At 74.0% G+C, this 16,732-nt stretch carries 14 protein-coding genes; 8 read left to right on the top strand and 6 right to left on the bottom strand.

Going from position 1 to position 16,732, the window contains the following annotated elements:
- Positions 1-171: 171 nt before the first annotated feature.
- Both ACZ4Z4_RS24020 and ACZ4Z4_RS24015 read left to right on the top strand, forming a co-directional pair.
- A complete protein-coding gene (locus ACZ4Z4_RS24020; RefSeq protein ID WP_468330750.1) occupies positions 172-1,545 on the top strand; it encodes an NAD(P)/FAD-dependent oxidoreductase in 1,374 nt (457 codons plus the stop codon).
- Positions 1,546-1,664: 119 nt separating this feature from the next.
- Positions 1,665-5,381, top strand: a complete 3,717-nt coding sequence (locus ACZ4Z4_RS24015) for an ATP-binding cassette domain-containing protein (RefSeq protein WP_468330747.1) — start codon at positions 1,665-1,667, stop codon at positions 5,379-5,381.
- Between the two features lie 98 nt (positions 5,382-5,479).
- Here the strand turns inward: ACZ4Z4_RS24015 and ACZ4Z4_RS24010 are convergent, their stop codons facing one another.
- Both ACZ4Z4_RS24010 and ACZ4Z4_RS24005 read right to left on the bottom strand, forming a co-directional pair.
- Complete coding sequence (locus ACZ4Z4_RS24010; RefSeq protein WP_468330745.1) at positions 5,480-6,082, bottom strand: hypothetical protein; 603 nt, start codon at positions 6,080-6,082, stop codon at positions 5,480-5,482.
- Positions 6,079-6,729 (bottom strand): hypothetical protein, encoded by a 651-nt coding sequence (locus tag ACZ4Z4_RS24005; protein ID WP_468330742.1) that lies wholly within the window; start codon positions 6,727-6,729, stop codon positions 6,079-6,081. Before ACZ4Z4_RS24005 ends, ACZ4Z4_RS24010 begins: the two co-directional genes overlap by 4 nt.
- A 394-nt stretch (positions 6,730-7,123) precedes the next feature.
- On the opposite strand from ACZ4Z4_RS24005, the gene ACZ4Z4_RS24000 reads away from it, so the two are divergent.
- Positions 7,124-8,449 carry a helix-turn-helix domain-containing protein gene (locus ACZ4Z4_RS24000; protein ID WP_468330739.1) on the top strand — a complete coding sequence of 442 codons (1,326 nt, stop codon included), beginning with the start codon at positions 7,124-7,126 and terminating at the stop codon, positions 8,447-8,449.
- Positions 8,450-8,507: 58 nt separating this feature from the next.
- Here ACZ4Z4_RS24000 and ACZ4Z4_RS23995 read toward each other — a convergent pair whose 3' ends face one another.
- Both ACZ4Z4_RS23995 and ACZ4Z4_RS23990 read right to left on the bottom strand, forming a co-directional pair.
- Positions 8,508-9,137: an alpha-ketoglutarate-dependent dioxygenase AlkB gene (locus ACZ4Z4_RS23995; protein WP_468330736.1), complete on the bottom strand. Its 630-nt coding sequence runs from the start codon at positions 9,135-9,137 to the stop codon at positions 8,508-8,510.
- Positions 9,138-9,299: 162 nt separating this feature from the next.
- Positions 9,300-9,560: a GlsB/YeaQ/YmgE family stress response membrane protein gene (locus ACZ4Z4_RS23990; RefSeq protein ID WP_468331466.1), complete on the bottom strand. Its 261-nt coding sequence runs from the start codon at positions 9,558-9,560 to the stop codon at positions 9,300-9,302.
- A gap of 193 nt (positions 9,561-9,753) precedes the next feature.
- Between ACZ4Z4_RS23990 and ACZ4Z4_RS23985 the strand changes: the two genes are divergently transcribed.
- From ACZ4Z4_RS23985 to ACZ4Z4_RS23970, 4 genes are all read left to right on the top strand, one after another.
- Positions 9,754-11,799, top strand: coding sequence for a SpoIIE family protein phosphatase (locus ACZ4Z4_RS23985; RefSeq protein ID WP_468330733.1), 2,046 nt, complete (start codon positions 9,754-9,756; stop codon positions 11,797-11,799).
- A gap of 78 nt (positions 11,800-11,877) precedes the next feature.
- A complete protein-coding gene (locus tag ACZ4Z4_RS23980) occupies positions 11,878-12,231 on the top strand; it encodes a hypothetical protein (protein WP_468330730.1) in 354 nt (117 codons plus the stop codon).
- 153 nt (positions 12,232-12,384) lie between these two features.
- The gene (locus ACZ4Z4_RS23975) at positions 12,385-12,984 is read left to right on the top strand and encodes a flavodoxin family protein (protein ID WP_468330727.1); all 600 of its coding nucleotides are present in this window, start codon (positions 12,385-12,387) and stop codon (positions 12,982-12,984) included.
- A gap of 88 nt (positions 12,985-13,072) precedes the next feature.
- Positions 13,073-14,461, top strand: coding sequence for a hydrolase (locus ACZ4Z4_RS23970; protein WP_468330724.1), 1,389 nt, complete (start codon positions 13,073-13,075; stop codon positions 14,459-14,461).
- A gap of 11 nt (positions 14,462-14,472) precedes the next feature.
- Here the strand turns inward: ACZ4Z4_RS23970 and ACZ4Z4_RS23965 are convergent, their stop codons facing one another.
- Positions 14,473-15,108 (bottom strand): helix-turn-helix transcriptional regulator, encoded by a 636-nt coding sequence (locus ACZ4Z4_RS23965; protein ID WP_468331463.1) that lies wholly within the window; start codon positions 15,106-15,108, stop codon positions 14,473-14,475.
- A gap of 106 nt (positions 15,109-15,214) precedes the next feature.
- Positions 15,215-15,922, bottom strand: coding sequence for an FG-GAP repeat domain-containing protein (locus ACZ4Z4_RS23960; RefSeq protein WP_468330721.1), 708 nt, complete (start codon positions 15,920-15,922; stop codon positions 15,215-15,217).
- Between the two features lie 359 nt (positions 15,923-16,281).
- On the opposite strand from ACZ4Z4_RS23960, the gene ACZ4Z4_RS23955 reads away from it, so the two are divergent.
- The gene (locus tag ACZ4Z4_RS23955; protein ID WP_468330718.1) at positions 16,282-16,722 is read left to right on the top strand and encodes an OsmC family protein; all 441 of its coding nucleotides are present in this window, start codon (positions 16,282-16,284) and stop codon (positions 16,720-16,722) included.
- Positions 16,723-16,732: the final 10 nt, after the last annotated feature.

Raw genomic sequence — 16,732 nt, 5'->3', positions numbered from 1 at the left:
CCACATGGGCGGGAGCGGCCCGTGACGTGTACCCGGGATCTTCGGCATGAGACCCGGGACGCCGGATCCCCCGCCCGGCGCGTGCTTCAGTGCGCTCCCCCGGCGGTCTTGAACACCGTGCCGTCACCCGCTGGAGTGGCGTGGACCTCAGCCGAGAGGAATGGGACGGCCATGACCACGAAGCAGCACAGCCCGTCGCCCGAGACCCGCTGGGAGCGGGCTGTCGTCGTCGGCGGGGGGTACGCCGGACTCGTGACCGCGCGGGTCCTGGCCGACCACTTCGCCGAGGTGCTGGTACTGGAGCGCGACCCGGTGCGGTCGGACACCGGAGTCCACCCCCACGTTCCGCAGGGCTACCACGCGCACGCACTGCTCGCCCGGGGCGGCGAAGCCCTGGAGAGGCTCTTCCCCGGGCTCCGGACGGAACTCGCCGAGCTGGGCGCGCCCGTCTTCGACTACGGCGAACGGATCAACTTCCTGCTGCCGACGGGTTACGCCCCTGTCACCACGGTCGGCGTCCCCGTGCAGACCTTCACGCGCGACGAGCTCGAACGGCGCCTGCGGCAGCGCGTGGCGGCCCTCCCGGCCGTGCGGGTGCTCGCGGCGACCCGCTGCGAGACGGTGACCGCGAGCGCCCCCGGCCGCCTCGACCGGGTCCGCTACCGCACCGAGGGCGCCGACGAGGCCACCGACATCACCGCCGACCTGGTCGTCGACACCTCGGGCCGCGCCACCTCGGTCGACCGCTGGCTCACCGACGCCGGCCTGCCCGTCTCCGCCAAGACCGTCATCAAAGCGAAGATCACCTACACCTCCGCGCTCTACGAACGCCCGCCGCAGGACCACCAGGACTTCGACGTCGCCTACCAGATGGCCTTCGCGCCCGAGATCACCCGCGGCGGCGTGGTGCTCGCCGTGGAACACCACCGCTGGATGTGCTCACTGCTCGGCGTCGACGAGCACGTGCCGCCCACCGACGACGAGGGCTACCTCGAATTCGCCCACACCCTCGACAACCCCCGCCTCGCCGAACAGATCAAGCGCGGCACCCGTCAGGGACCGGTGCACCGCTACACCAACCCCGGCAACGAATGGCGCCTGCACCACAAGAACGCCCGCTGGCCCGAACGCCTGATCGCGCTCGGCGACGCGCTCTGCGTCTTCAACCCGGTCTACGGCCAAGGGCTCACGGTCGCCGCGCTCGAAGCGGAACTGCTCGGCCGGCTGCTGCACCGCTGCCGGGGCCGGGCGGCCGGACTCGACGGCCTCAGCCGCGACTACCAGCGCGCGGCGGCCCGCGTCATCCAGGTCCCCTGGACCATGGCCACCAGCTCGGACCTCATGTGGGCACCCGGCAGGCAGCCGCTGCCCGCGCGCTTCGCCCACTGGTACAACCAGCAGGTGTTCGCACTCGCCGTGCACGACCCGGACGTGTGGGCGCGCTTCGTGCGGGTCCTGAACATGACGGCCCCGCCCACGCTGCTGTTCCGTCCCGCCGTGCTCGCCAAGGTGGTGCGCCGCCTGCTCACCCGCCGCACGGGCTGAGACGGATCGACGCGGCCCCGACCGGCCGTGTCCGGCCGGGGCCGGGACCGTCGTCCGGCCGCCCGCCTCCTCTGTGAGCATCGGGCTCCCAGCAGCGGGGCGCGGTCGAGGAGGCCGGTATGCGTACGTGGCAGGAGTGGGCGGCAGCGGTGCGGCTGCTGTGGCGGGCCGGTCCCCGGCACACGGTCGCGCTCGCCGCGACCGTCGTCTGCGAGGCGCTCGCGGGGCCCCTCGTCGTCGTCGCCACCGGGCGGCTCGTGGGCGCGCTCCCCGCGGCGGTCGGGGCGGGCGCCGGGTCGGCCGAGACCCGCCGCGTCCTGGCCGCCCTCACGCTGTTCGGCGCGCTGATCCTCGTACGCACGGGACTGCGTGCCCTGGACAGCGGGCTCGCCGCGGTGCTGCGGCTGCGCGCCGCCGGTGTGGTGGAGGACCGGGCCGTCGCGGCCGGGACGGGCCCGGACGGCATCGGACACCTCGAAGAGCCCGGCTACGCCGACACCCTGCGGCTGGCCACCGAACCGGGCACCCGGCCGGACCGACTCGCCACCCTGCTCCCCGAGATCGTGCGGCCCCGGCTCGAAGGGCTCGGCCTGCTCCTCCTGCTGGCGCCGCTGGCCTGGTGGGCGCCGCCGCTGCTCGGACTCGCGGCGGTCCTGACCCACCGCTCCTACCTGCGCCTCGCACGGAACGTGCACGGCAGCATGGAGAAGGCGGGCGCGGTGCTCCGCGAGGCGGGCTACCTGCGGTCACTGGCCGTGGACCCGGGACCCGCCAAGGAGATACGGATCTTCGGGCTCGGCGACTGGCTGGCCGACCGGATGACGGCCGTCTGGCGGTCGGGCATGGCCGGGGTCTGGGCCACCCGCGGGCGGGCCGCGCGGCAGGCGTACGGCGCGGTCGGGTTCGTGGTGCTGGCGGAGGGCGCGGTCCTCGGCCACGCGGCCTTCGCCGCCGCACGCGGCGATGTGGGCCTCACCCAGCTCGTGATCAGCGTCCAGGCGGCGCTCGCCCTGCCCGCGCTCGGCTGGATCGGCGACGACGACCTCATGGTGCGGGACGCCCTGCTGGGCCTCCGGTCCCTCGCCGCGCTGGAGTCGCGGGGCACCGCGGGCGACGGCCCGCGAGAGGCCCGCGACGACACCCCGGGCGGCGGCGCCCCGGCACTCCGCGGGAGCATCGCCTTCGAATCCGTCGACTTCACCTACCCCGGCACGGACGAACCCGTGCTGCGCGGGCTCGACCTGGAGATCCCGGCCGGGACGTCCGTGGCGCTCGTCGGGGCGAACGGCTCCGGCAAGACGACACTGATCAAGCTCCTCGCGCGGCTGTACGAGCCCGACGCCGGCCGTGTGACGGCGGACGGCACGGACATCCGGGACTGCGACGCGCGGCAGTGGCGCCGGGGCCTCTCCGTCGTCTTCCAGGACTTCGTCAAGTACCCGCTGACACTGCGCGACAACGTGGCGATCGGCGCCCCGGACCCCGACGGCGCCCCGGACCCCGACGGCGACCCGCACGACCTGGCACGCGCCCTGGAACTGGCCGACGGGGCCGAGCTGCTCCACCGGCTCCCGGCGGGCTGGGACACCGTGCTCTCCCGGCAGTTCGCGGGCGGCGCCGACCTGTCCGCGGGCCAGTGGCAGAAGGTCGCGCTCGCCCGCGCGCTCCTCGCCGCACGGCCCGGCGCCGTACTCGTCCTCGACGAACCCACCGCGCACCTCGACGCACGCGCGGAGGCGGCCCTCTTCGACCGGCTCCTGACGCTCGGCGGGGGCGCCACCACGATCCTGGTCTCGCACCGCTTCTCGGGCGTGCGCAAGGCCGACCGCATCCACGTCCTGGACCACGGACGGATCGTCGAGAGCGGCACGCACGACGCCCTCATGGCGCTCGGCGGCACGTACGCGCGGATGTACCGGCTACAGGCGGATCGATTTGTCGACGAAGGAACCGAACAGTACGCCCTGGACGCGGCGGACGCCGACGACCCCCGGCCGCCGCTGCGAGAGGCGCCGGCGGGACCCACCGACGCGGACGAGCCCGAGGCGCCCGGACGCGGCGGGCGCGGAGTGCTCGACGCCCTGCGCACCCTCGTCGTCGGCTCCTTCCGTGAGTCCTGGCGGCTGGCCGTGCTCGGGCTGCTGCTCGTGCCCGCGGCGGCCGGGCTCGCCGCCCTCCAGGGCCTGTGGCTGAGGTCCATGGCAGAGGGCGCGCACCAAGGGCTCCTGGAGACCACGGTGTCGGCGGCGCTCCTGCTCGTGGTGAGCCTCGGCGTGTGGGAGGCCGTCGAACTGGCGGCCCTCGGGGCCAGGATCGGGCTCAGCGAGCGGGTGGGCTTCGCCTTCGACCGGCTCCTCGCCCGGCTCGCCGCGGGCATCCCCGGCGTCCGCCACCAGGAGTCGCCCGCCTTCCAGGACCGGCTCCACCTGCTGCGCGACCGCACCCTCGCCATCGGCGCGCTGCTCAACTGGGTGCTCAACCTGCTCGAACAGCTCGGCGGCTTCCTGGTGACCGCCGTGCTCCTCGCCACCGTCCACCCCGCCCTGCTGGCGCTGCCGCTCATCGGGCTGCTCGCCATGCGTGTGCAGATCGCCGCACGCGGCATCGTCGCCCGCGCGCAGGACACCACGGCGGCCGACCACCGCCTCGCCGCGCTCCTCGCCGACCTGGCCACCTCCCCGTCGGCGGGCAAGGAACTGCGCGTCTACGGAGCAGGACCCGAGGTGCGCGCCAGAGCCGCCGCCGCACGCCGCCGCGCGGACCGTGTCAGGACCCGGGCGCAGTGGCGGGTCACGGCGATCGGCGCCGCCGCCGGGCTGCTCAACTCCCTCGGCCTGCTCGGCGCGGTCGCCTTCGCGGTGCACCTCGCCGCGACGGGCCGCACCGGCCTCGGGGCGGTCCTGCTCGCCGTCGTCCTGGCCGGCCGGTTCACCGGCCACGCCGCCGGACTCGTACAGGCCACGGGCGCCGTCGTCGAACTCCTCCAGAGCGCCGAACGGCTGCGCTGGCTCCAGGCGTACGCGGAGGGGGAGAGCCGCACGCCCTCGGCGGCCGTGCCGTCGACGCTGCGGCAGGGCATCACCGTCGAGGGGCTGTCCTTCCGCTATCCCGGCACCGCGTCGGCCGCGCTCGCGGACGTCGATCTGCGGCTGCCCGCCGGGGGAGTGGTGGCCCTGGTCGGTGAGAACGGCTCGGGGAAGTCCACGCTGGTCAAGCTGTTGTGCCGGATGTACGAGCCGACCCTCGGCCACATCACGGTCGACGGCGTCCGGCTCGCCGACCTGGCCCCCGAGCAGTGGCGCGAGCGGCTCGGCGCCGCGTTCGAGGACTTCGTACGCTTCGAGTTCACCGTCCGCGAGACCGTCGGCGTCGGGGACCTGCCGCGGATCGCCGACCGGCGGGCGGTCACCCGCGCGCTCGGCCGGGCCGGCGCCGCCGACCTGCCCGGCACGCTGCCGGACGGCCTCGACGCCCGGCTCGGCAGCCGCTGGGAGCGCGGGGTCGACCTGTCGACGGGCCAGTGGCAGAAGCTGGCGGTCGCCCGGGCCCTGATGCGTCCGGCACCCCTGCTGCGCATCCTGGACGAGCCGACCGCGTCCCTGGACGCGGAGACCGAACACCTCGTCTTCGAGCGGTACATCGAAGCGGCGCGCGCCCACCCGCGGGGCACGGTCACGCTGCTGGTCTCGCACCGCTTCTCCACGGTGCGCGGCGCCGACCTCATCGTCGTCCTCGACCACGGGCGGGTCGTCGAGACCGGCGGCCACGAGGAACTGCTGGCGCGGCGCGGCCACTACGCGCGGATGTACGGGCTTCAGGCGCGCGCCTACCGGTGACGCGCACACGCGCCTACCGGTGACGGGCACGCGGAAGGAGCGCCGGCCCCCCGGGCCGGCGCTCCCCTCATACCTGTGGTCCCACGCGGAGGCTGGTCCTACGCGGCGGCGCCCAGCGGCACCAGCCACGCCGGGTCCCTTGGCTCCACCTTGTTGGCGAAGGCCACGAACTGCGCGTACGCCGCCAGGTCGGCCATCGCGGACTGGATGCGCAGCAGTTCGGTCTCCGAGTCGGGGCCGTCGGCCCGCTCCAGCCACGCGCCGATCAGAGCGGCCACGGCGGCGGTGCGCCCGCGCATGTCGCGGCAGATGGCCACGGGGCCGCCCGTCGCGGCCTGCCGTGCGAACGACTGCCACAGCTCGGCCGCGTGCGGCACCTGCCCGAGGGCGAGGCCCGACCGGTAGAGCCGGTCGTAGTCGAGCCTGCGGTACCAGGCGGCCGTCTCCTCGGTGAGGGTGCCCGTCGCCAGGATGCCGGCCACCTCGGACAGCATCCGGACGGCGTTGGCGAGCCGGTCCTGCGCCGCCGCGGCATACACCGAGGCGCTCGCCGTGCCGTCGCCGTGCTCGGCGAGTTCCAGCGCCCGGCACAACTCACTGGTGGCAGCGGTCAGTTCGGTGCCCGCGGTCTGCGCGTACCGCTTCTTGTCGCGCAGGCCCTCCTCGCTGAGGCCGAGGGCCTTGTTGCAGACTGCGCTCATGTCCGGTCGCTCCTTCCGTGTCCGGCGCCGGTGACGGCGCCGGGGGTCGTACCGAGGATGTTGATGACGGCCAGCGCCTGGCCGTAGATGCGGATGCGGTCGAAGGCGGTGAGGAACTGCCAGGCCAGCCGCTGCCAGTCGGCGGGCGGCGCCTGCTCGGCCCGCGCCGCGAAGCCGTCGAGCTCCGTCGAGAACCCGGTCAGCTCGGTCACGAAGTGGCCGTACGCCGCCTCGTCCCCGCCCGACTCGTAGCGCAGCGCGAGGGCTTCGCTGTCGACCTCGTCCAGTTGCACCAGGTCCGTCCCGCGGGCCGTGTCCAGCGTCTCGCGCACCGGGGCGGTACCGCCGCCCGCGACCCGCAGCCGCTCGTCGTGGACCGGGTAGAAGCCCAGCTCCTGGGCGATGCGGTGCGAGGCGCGGTACTCCACCAGCGCGGCCCGGACGGCCGCGGCGGCGCAGCGCACCCGCAGAGCGGCCTGGCGCTGGTCGTTGAGCTCCAGGTCGGCGTGCATCAGGTGGAGCTCGCTGCCCGCCCGCATGAAGTGGGCCGAGCCCGTGGCGATGGGGCCGTCCACGCGCTCGTAGAGGGACTGTTCGGCGATGCTGCCGTCCGGCAGGCCGGGTGCTTTGTTGCAGACCCTGCTCATATAGGTCGTGTCTCCTTCGTTCTCCGATGTCGGTCGTGCGGTGTTCGCCGCCCGGTGCCGCCCGCGAGGGAGACCCGGGGCCAAACCGGCGGGTGGCATTCCACGAATGCCGTAGTGACGGCCGATGAGGTGCCCGGTCGCCGGAGCGCGGGGCCCGAGCGGTGACTGGATGCTCGCAACGCGTCTTCGGGGCGACCCTCGAAATCGGGCACCGCCGGGCAGCCCCGGATGACCTCGGCCAGCTGACGGCCGGAGGGGGACGCGGGGAGTGACGGGGGCAACGGGGGCGGCAGGAGCTACAGGTGCGACACGAGCGACGGATGCAACGGGGGCGGGTCGCCCGGCGGGCGGGGAGCCGCGGGAGGCGGCCGCGGGCCTCGGCCCCGTCGACACCGTGGACACGGCCGACGCGCTGGCCGCGCTGCTGCGGCAGCTGCGCAGGCGGGCCGCGCGCAGGAACGGCGGCGCGCAGCTCACCTACCGCCAGCTGGCGGCGCGGACCGGCTGGGCGCACGGAGTGATCGGCGACTACTTCGCGGGCAAGACCCTGCCGCCGACGGACCGCTTCGACACCCTGGTCCAGCTGCTGGGCGCGACCGGCCGCGAGCTGCGGCTGCTCGCGACGGCCCGCGACCGGGTGGAGGAGGCGCGCCGCTCCCGCACGGCGGCCGACGGCCGGACGGGTCCGCCGGGCGCGGGCGACGCCTGTGCCGTGCCGCCCGTGCCCCGTCAGCTGCCGCCCGACATCCCCGAACTCCTCGGCAGGGGCGCCGAGTCGGCGGCGCTCGACGTACTGCGCCCGGGGCCGCGGGGCAGTGGCCCCGTCGTGGTCGCGCTCGACGGGCCCGGCGGTGTCGGCAAGTCGGCGCTCGCCGTGCACGCGGCCCACCGGCTCGCCGAACGGTTCCCCGACGGTCAGCTCTACGCCGACCTGCGCGGCTCGCACCGCGGCGAGCGTCCCGTGCCGCCGGCCGTCGTCCTCAGGCGGTTCCTGTCCGCGCTGGGCGCGCCGCGGCCGGTCACGGGCGGCGCGGCGGACGCGGCGGCCGTCTACCGCACGCTGCTCACCGAACGACGGGTGCTCATCGTCCTCGACAACGCCGCGGACGCGGCCCAGGTGCGGCCCCTGCTGCCCGCGGCACACGGCTGCGCCGTCCTCGTGACCAGCCTCGGCGTCCTCGCCACCCTGAACGGCGCCACCCACCTCCACCTGGCGCCGCTGCCGCCCCCGGCGTCCGTCGCGGTGCTCGACCTCTGGGCGGGTCCGGGGCGGCTCGCCGCCGAGCGCGGCGCCGCGGAGTCGATCGCGCGCCACTGCGGCCACCTCCCCCTCGCCCTGCGCATCGCGGGCGCCCGCCTCGCGGCGCGCCCCCGGTGGCCGGTGCGGGAGCTCGCCGACCGGCTGGCCGATCCGGCGCGCCGCCTCGCGGAGCTGTCCTTCGCGGATCTGGACATGCACGCGGCCCTGGAGGCGGGCCACCGGGACCTGCTGGCCCGTGGTGCCACCGGCCGGGCGGCGGCGCTCGCGCTCCCGCTGCTCGCCGCGGGGCAGGGCGAGCTGACGGTGGCGGGGGCGGCCGCGACGACGGGCGGGGCGGTGGCGGCGACCGAGGTGATCCTGGAGCAGCTGGTCGACGTGCAGCTCCTGGAGTCCCGCGCTCCGGGCCGCTACCGCTTCCACCCGCTCACCCGGCTCTTCGCCCTGCGGTCGAGGCGGTGACGGGCAGGGCGGTGACGGGCGGGGCGGCCGCACGCGGGGCGAGCGGCGCGGCGGTGCGTCAGCGGACCCCGTGCGGCCGGAACTGGATGCTGATGCGCCCTCCGGCCGCCCGGGCCGACTTGGGGACGGCGTGCTCCCAGGTGCGCTGGCAGGAGCCGCCCATCACGATCAGGTCGCCGTGTCCGAGCGGGTGCCGGACGGTCGCGCCGCCGCGGCGCGGGCGGAGCAGCAGGTCCCGGGGCGCGCCCACGGAGAGGATGGCGACCATCGTGTTCTCGCGGGCCCCGCGGCCGATGCGGTCGCCGTGCCAGGCCACGCTGTCGCGCCCGTCGCGGTAGTGGCAGAGGCCGGCCGTCGTGAACGGTTCGCCGAGCTCGGCGGCGTAGTGCGCGGAGAGGGACCGCCGGGCTTCGTCGAGCACGGCGTGGGGGAGCGGTTCCCCGGCGCCGTAGAAGGCGAGGAGGCGCGGTACGTCCACGACCCGCTCGTACATCTGCCGGCGTTCGGCCTTCCACGGGACGTCCGCGGCGAGCCGTTCGAACAGGATGTCGGCGCCGCCGAGCCAGCCCGGCAGCAGGTCGAGCCAGGCCCCGTCGCCGAGGACCGTCCTGCGGATGCCGTCCAGGGAGCCCAGGCGCACGTCGTCGCTCTGGTCGAAGAGCGATCCCTGGAGCTGGTGCGTTGCCATGCGTCCACTGTACCGCGCGAATCGAACGCTTGAGCTAATAGGCGTTCGGGTGCCCCTCACCGAAAAGCGCGGAACCCTTCCCGGAAGGCGCGTAACCCGCCCCGGAAAGCGCGGAAGCGCGCACCCCGCGAGGGTGCGCGCTTCCGAATACCGCGGCGACGGTCACCGCTTGCCCGTGAACAGGCGGTAGGCGAACAGGACGATCACGGAGCCGATGATGGCGGCGATCCAGGTCGACAGGTGGAAGAACCCGTTGATCGAGTGGACGCCGAAGATCACCTTGCCCAGCCAGCCACCCAGCAGGCCGCCCACGATGCCGATCAAGATGGTCACCAGGCAGCCCCCCGGGTCCTTGCCGGGAGTGAGGGCCTTGGCGATTGCCCCGGCGATGAGGCCGATCAGGATCCAGGCGATGATGCCCACGAGCACGTTCCTTTCCTTGTGCACCGGTCGGCGCTGGGTTGCCAGGCCGACATCACACATCGAATGTCCCTTCGAGAGCGGCTCACACAGGACCAAGGTCCTGTTTGACGCGGGACGAAAGGCCGGGCCCGTTCCCGGCAGGCGGGTGGCGCACCCGGCGCATAGGGTGGCCGAGCGGCCTACGGAGACAGCCATGACGTCAGCCAAGAAGCCACCCGTCGAGCCGGCCGAGCGCCTGCTCCTGACCGGTGTGGGCAGCTTCGACTGGGACCTGGTGAGCGGCGCACTAAGCCTCGACGCCGGGGCCCTCGCGGTGCTCGACCTGCGGCCCGACGAATTCGACGGCTTCGTGACCTCGTTGCAGCGGCGCATTCCGCCCGAGGAGGCCGTGCGCATCAACTACGCCGTGACCCAGGCCGTCACCGAAGGCAAGGACCTGTACGGCGTCTACTTCCGGGCCCGGCACCGGGACGGCTCCATCCACCTCGGCCACGCGCGGGGCCACATCCTGCGCGACGGCGACGGCCGGGCCGTACGGGTGCTCGGAGTGCTGCGGACGGCCGAGAACGACGGATCGGAACTGGCCGCCATCGACCCCAGGGAGGAGCGGCGCCAGGGCATCGCCCTGATGGTGCAGGGCACCACGGAGGCGCTCTCGCGGGCCGTCACGGTCGACGACGTGGTCGCCGTGCTGTCCGGCGCCAGCGGCCTCGACCGGTTCGCCGCCGACGGCCTCGTCCTCGGCCTGGTCGAGGGCGAGAACCTGAAGCTGATCGCCCTGGTGGGCCAGACGATGCAGGCACTCGACGAACTCAAGCTGCACAAGTTCGACCAGTCGCTGCCGCTCGCCGAGGCCGTCATGACCCGGCAGCCCCGCTTCGTGGGCTCGCTGCCCGACCTCGCGCGGCGCCTCACGCACCTGCGGCCGTACATGGAGCACCTGAAGCTGGACTCGGCGGCGTTCCTGCCGCTGGTCGCGCAGAACCGCGCCATCGGAGGCCTCGCGCTCTTCTACCGCGGCAGGAAGGACTTCACCGACGCCGACCGCAACCTCTGCATCGGCCTGTCCGGGATCGTCGCCCAGTCGCTGCAACGCGCCATGCTCTTCGACGAGGAACGCGACCTCGCCAAGAGCCTCCAGGCCACGATGTTGCCGCGGGGCATCCCCGCCGTCCCGGACTCCGAGGTCGCCGTCCGCTACCACGCCGCCTGGGGCGGCCGTGAGGTCGGCGGCGACTTCTACGACGTCATCACCCTGCCCCGGGGCCGCATCGGCCTGGTCGTCGGAGACGTACAGGGACACGACACCCACGCCGCGGCCATCATGGGCCAGCTGCGCATCGCCCTGCGGGCCTTCGCCGGCGAGGGACACCCGCCCGGCACCGTGCTGTCCCGCGCCTCCCGCTTCCTGGCCGAGCTGGACACCGAGCGGTTCGCCACCTGCACGTACGCCCAGTTCGACCCCGCCACCGGCATCGTGCGCGCCGTGCGGGCCGGACATCTGCCGCCTCTCGTGCGGCACGTGGACGGCAGGGTGGGCGTGCCGCGCGTCGCCGGCGGCCTGCCCCTGGGCCTGGCCACCGACTTCGGCATGGAGGACTACCCCGAGGTGCGGCTCGACCTCGTGCCGGGCGAGACCATGGTGCTCTGCACGGACGGACTCGTCGAGGACGCCGGCCTCGACCTCGACACCGGCATCCGCAACCTCGCCGACGAGATGCGCGCCGGCCCCGAGGCGGCCGAGGACCTGGCGGACCACCTCTCGCACGCCCTGTGGGAGCGCTGGGGCACCGGCGACGACGTGGCGCTCCTCGTCCTGCGCCGGCTCCCCGACCCCGGCACACCCCAGGAACCCCGCATCCACCGGTACGTCCACCAGGCCGACCCGGAAGGGCTCACCGACGCGCGCGCGGCGCTGCGCGAACACCTCACGGCGTGGGGGTTCGGCGCCGTCGCCGACGACGTGGAGGTGGCGGCGGGCGAACTCCTCGTCAACGCCCTGGTCCACACCGACGCGGGCGCCATCCTCACGCTGGAGGTCCTCTCCGGCCCGCCGCGCCGCGTCCGCCTCTCGGTGGGCGACCGGTCCAGCGACCGCCCCCGCAGGAGATCCCCGGCCGAGACCGCAACCTCCGGCCGCGGCCTGCTCCTGGTGGAGGCGGTCGCCTCGCGCTGGGGAGTCGAGCCGCGCGGCGAGGGCAAGGCCGTCTGGTGCGACTTCGTCGCGCCCGACGGCTGACCGCCGCCCGCCCGGCGGACCGGCGAGCTGGCTCCTCGGTCCCCGCCCGCCCACTCTCCTGCGTCTAGGCTTCGCCGTATGGAGCAGCGCGAGATCATTCAACGAGTCGTCGGCATCCTGACCGAGTCGCTCGAAATGCGCAGGCAGGTACGGGAGAACCCGGGCGGAGAGATCGAGAACAGCGGCGCGGTCGGCGCGATGCTCGAGGAGATGCTGCCGCGCATCGAACTCCCCGCCGAGGCCACCCCCATCGAGGTCGCCGCGGTGGTGGGCCAGGAGCTGGGACCGGTCATCGAACAGATCACGTCCGCCTTCGCCTTCTCCTTCGCACAGCTCGCCGAGGTCCACGACGAGGGACGCACCGACGTGTCCTCCGCGGACGTGCTGAGGTCCATCGCCCTGCACTTCGAGAGCGAGGAGGCGGAGGAGTAGGCCGCCCGGCCGCGCTCCCATCGGCGCGCATCACGGGGCCGGTCCCGGGTACGCGAGGTGGTCTCCGCCCCCGGCGGCCACCTGGCGGCACCGCCGACCCTGTGCGCAGCCTGGTGGCGGACCCTCCGACGTCACAGCACAGAAGGAAAAGCCATGCGCGCCCTCTCGTTGGTCTGCACCCTCAACGCGTCCCCCGAACCCTCCAGCAGCCAGCTCCTGTCGGACCAGGTGCTGCGCGAGCTCGAAAAGCTCGACGTCACCACCGAGACCGTGCGCGTGGCCGACCACAACGTGCTCCCCGGCGTCGCCGTCGACATGGGCGGCGACGACGCCTGGCCGCGGCTGCGGGAGAAGGTCCTCCAGGCCGACATCCTCCTGATCGCCACCCCCATCTGGCTGGGCCACCCCTCCAGCATCTGCCAGCGCGTCCTCGAACGGCTCAACGCCGAGTCGTCGGAGACGGACGAGCAGGGACGCCCCTTCACCTACGGGAAGGTCGCCGTGGTCGCCGTCGTCGGCAACGAGGACGGGGCGCACAAGGTCAGCGCCGACACGTTCCAGGGCCTCAACGACATCGGTTTCTCGCTGGCCCCCAACGCCGTCACGTACTGGGTCGGCGAAGCCCAGCACGGCACCGACTACCAGGATCTCGAAGCCACCCCCGAGCAGGTCGCCGAGACCACCCGCACCCTCGCCGCCAACGCGGTCCACCTCGCCCGCCTGCTCAACGACCACCCCTACCCCGCCGTCTGACGAGCGCGCGGCGCGCCTGCCTGTTCGGGCAGCCGGATCTGCCCGGTGGGCTCCTGACGGGCGGCGCGGGCTTTCCTACCGTCGTGACGTGAGCCTTTGGACCTCTCTGGAACCCGCCTCCACGACCGTCGACCCCGGCGGCAGCGCCACGGTGCTGCTGCGGGTGCGCAACACCGGTGACATCGTCGACGCCTACCGCTTCGAACCGGTCGGCGACGCCGCCCCCTGGACCAGGGTGGAGCCGACGGTGCTGCGGCTCTACCCGGGGACGACCGGCACGGTGGAGCTGACGTTCGCCCCGCCGCGCACGCCGGACGCGCTCGCGGGACCGGTCCTGTACGCGGTACGGATCACGCCGACGGAACAGCCGGGCGCCGTCACCGTCCCGGAGGGCAGCCTCACCGTCACACCGTTCACCGAGGTGCGCGCCGAGCTCGTGCCGCCGACGGTCAGGGGGTGGTTCCGGGGGCGGCCGCAGCTGGCGGTGGACAACCTCGGCAACACCGCGGTCACCGCGTCGCTCGGCGGTGGTGACAGCGGCGACCTGACGTACGACCTGGAGCCCGGCAACGTACAGATCGCGCCGGGCCGGGCCGCGTTCGTGAAGGCGACCCTGCGGCCCCAGCAGATCATCTGGTTCGGCGCGAAACAGGAGCAGCCCTACTCGCTGGCCGTGCGGCGCTCCGGCGCCGAGCCGGTGGACGTGGCCGGAACGTTCGTGCAGCGCGGGGTGCTGCCGGGGTGGCTGGCCGCCGCCCTGGGCCTGCTCCTCGCGGTGACGGTCGCGGTCGTGACGATCTGGCTGACCTACCGGCCGCAGTTGCAGACCACGGCCCGCGAGAAGCCGCAGGAGGCAGGCAAGGTCGAGCCGGCCGGACCGCCCCCGCCGGCGAGCAGCGCGCCGTCCCCGCCCGCGGAGAAACCCGAGGAGCCCGCGGAGAAGCCCGACAAGGAGGAACCCGCACAACCGGAGGGCGGCGGAGACGGCGGTGGCGGCGGGGAGGAAGAGCCGGAGGAGGAGACGGCGGCCACCGCGGTGCGTGACCTCGCGGGCGGCAGCGAGGGCCGCCACATCTGCTACCGCGTCTTCGTCGAGGGCGACGGCTGGCAGGCCCCGGTGTGCGACGGGGCCGAGGCCGGCACGGCGGGCACGGCCGTCAAGGCCCTCGACGTCGCCGTCTCCGACACCCAGGGTGTCACCGGCGCCGGCGCCTACGTGGGTGAAGGCTGGCGCAACGGCGACCAGTGGGAGAACGCGGACGACGAGGAGGACATGGTCCTCGGCAGCACCGAGGAGGCGGACCCCGCCCTTCAGGGATTCACCCTCAAGGTCTTCGACGGCTCCGTGTGCCACGACACCTATGTCAAGGAACGGCAGTGGACGGGCGAGGTGTGCACCGATCCCGGCGACTGGAAGTACGGCGGCAGCCCGATGGAGCTGAACCTCCAGCTCGAATCGGTCCGCTTCACCGTGTGAGAGTGGAACCCTCAGATATAGCCCTCGCGCAGCGCGTACGCCACCACGTGCGCGCGGTTGCGCAGGTGCAGGCGGGTGGTGAGGCCGTACATCACGTTCTTGACGGTCCGTTCGGAGTACGCCAGCTTCAGCGCGATCTGCGCGGTGTCGAGCCCCTCGGCCACCAGGCGCACCACGTCCATCTCGCGCTGGGTGAAGCCCGCGAAGAAGCCCGGCTCGTCGGCGCCGCCCCGGTGCAGGCGCCGCACCTGGCCGATCAGCTGGCCCAGCAGGTCGGCGGGCAGGTCGCCGCCTCCCCGTGCGGCGGTGAGCACCGCCTGCGCCAGGCGCTGGGCGGTCGCCTCGCGGCGCCAGACGACGGCTTTGACACCGCACTCGATGACGTCGATGAGCTCGTGCTCGCGGACGGCACCCGTGACGAGCACGGCCCGCGCGCCCTCGCTGCGCACCGTGCGCCGCAGCCGGGCGAGCGCCGCCTCGTCGATGGTGTCCTCGACGAGCAGGGCGACGGTGGCGGGCCCGGAGTTCTCGCACAGCTCGACGTCCGGGTGCCGGCGCAGCTGGCTGAGGACTCCTTCGCGGCTGATCGGGTCGGGCGCGGTGACGGCGACCCGCACCCGGTTCGTCTTCGGTTCGGCGACAGGCATGCCGGTGACGGGCGTGTCGGTGACTGACGTGGACAAGGGATCTTCCTCACGTGGGCGGAGGGCGCCGCCGGTGCCGAAAGGACCCGGCGGCGCCCGAAGGGGTGGATCAGGAGCAGGACTTGTAGAAGTGCTTCCAGCCGTCGCCGGGCATGGCCGGCGGCTCGGCCGGAGTGCCCCAGTCGCCGTACTTCTGCTCGTGCTCCTGGTCGTACGCGCCCGGGCCACTGGCCGGCTTCGACAGGCGGACGTTCCGCTCCAGGACGCCGTCACCGGCGTAGTTCAGGATCGCGAGGTCCGGGTAGGCGTCGTCGCCGTAGTTGGCGACGCGGAGCTCGCGGGCCTCACCGGCCTCACCGATGTCCAGGTGCCGGGCGCGGGCCGAGGCCAGGTTCGCGCGCTTGAGCGGGCCGGGGCGGTAGTCGGCGACGCGGGCGGTCGCCGGGTCGTCGCCGCCGGACGGCTCGACGATGTTGACGACCATGTCCAGTTTTCCGTCGTTCTGGAAGTCGGCGACCGCGGCGGTGGCGACCTCGCCGGGCTTGGCGCCGACCAGCTTGCCGACGCTGTGCTTCACACCGAACGTGCCGTCGGCGGCTCCCCACTGGACCGTCATTTTGGTGCCGGTGTGCCCCGGATTCGTGATCCTGTCCGGGCGGCCGTCGCCGTCGAGGTCGCCGACCAGCGTCGTGGCGCCGGCGAGGCACGGGGCCGCCGCGGACGCCTCGGCCGCGCCGGCCTGGTGACCGGCGAGCGTCAGGGTCAGGGCGACGGCCGCGACCGGCACGGCGATCAGACGTGAGCGCTTGCGAACCATGTGCGTACTCCCAAAGTCGTTGCTGCGGAACAGTGCTCGCGGACCGGGCCGCGGACGCCGCCCGGCGAGCACGGATCCACCCTGCGGGGCGAGCCGTCCCGACCGCCACGAATGCCGGGAAGTTGGGGACGCTGGAACACGAAAACCCGCTGTGACCAGGGGAAACGCAAGCCGCCTGGAACGCGTGGGTGGGACGCTCCAGGGCGCGCATGCGTGAAGATTGCGAATCGGGGGACTTGGCGCACAGGGCCGGCGGTGGCGTTCCCCCGGGGGGCCGCTCCGGTCCAGGTTTCCCTGGTTCGGACCAGAGCCGGGGAAGCCGCCCCGCTCGCGGGGAGATGTCCGGTTACGGTTCGGTCATGGCCGACTACCGCATCGAGACCGTACGCAACGGCGAACGCGACTGGACCGTCCGCAACGACCGCGGCGCCGAGGTCCGGGTCGCCGCCGCCGACGACCCGGGCGCCCAGCCCTCCTTCACCCCCGTCGAGCTCCTCCTCGCCGCGCTCGGCGGATGCGGCGGCCTCGTCGTGGACCGCACGGCCCGCACCGTCCCCCACGACGGGCTCCGCATCGTCGTGGAGTCGGTGTCGAGGCCCGAGGACGACGGCCGTGTCGGCGTCGTCCGGGTCGCCTACGAACTCGACATGGCGGAGGGCGACCCCCGCGCCGCCGAGACGCTGGAGCGCGCCATCCGGCTGACGCACGAGAAGTACTGCACGGTCAGCCGCACCGTCGAACACGGAGCGCGCGTCGAGGCCCTGGGCCCCGACGGGACCGCGCTCTTCACGGGCGGCTGACCGGCAACCG

Source organism: Streptomyces sp. NPDC030245 (assembly GCF_055572995.1).
Note: the sequence above shows the minus strand (reverse complement) of the source record. Positions and strands in the feature narration are given on the sequence as shown.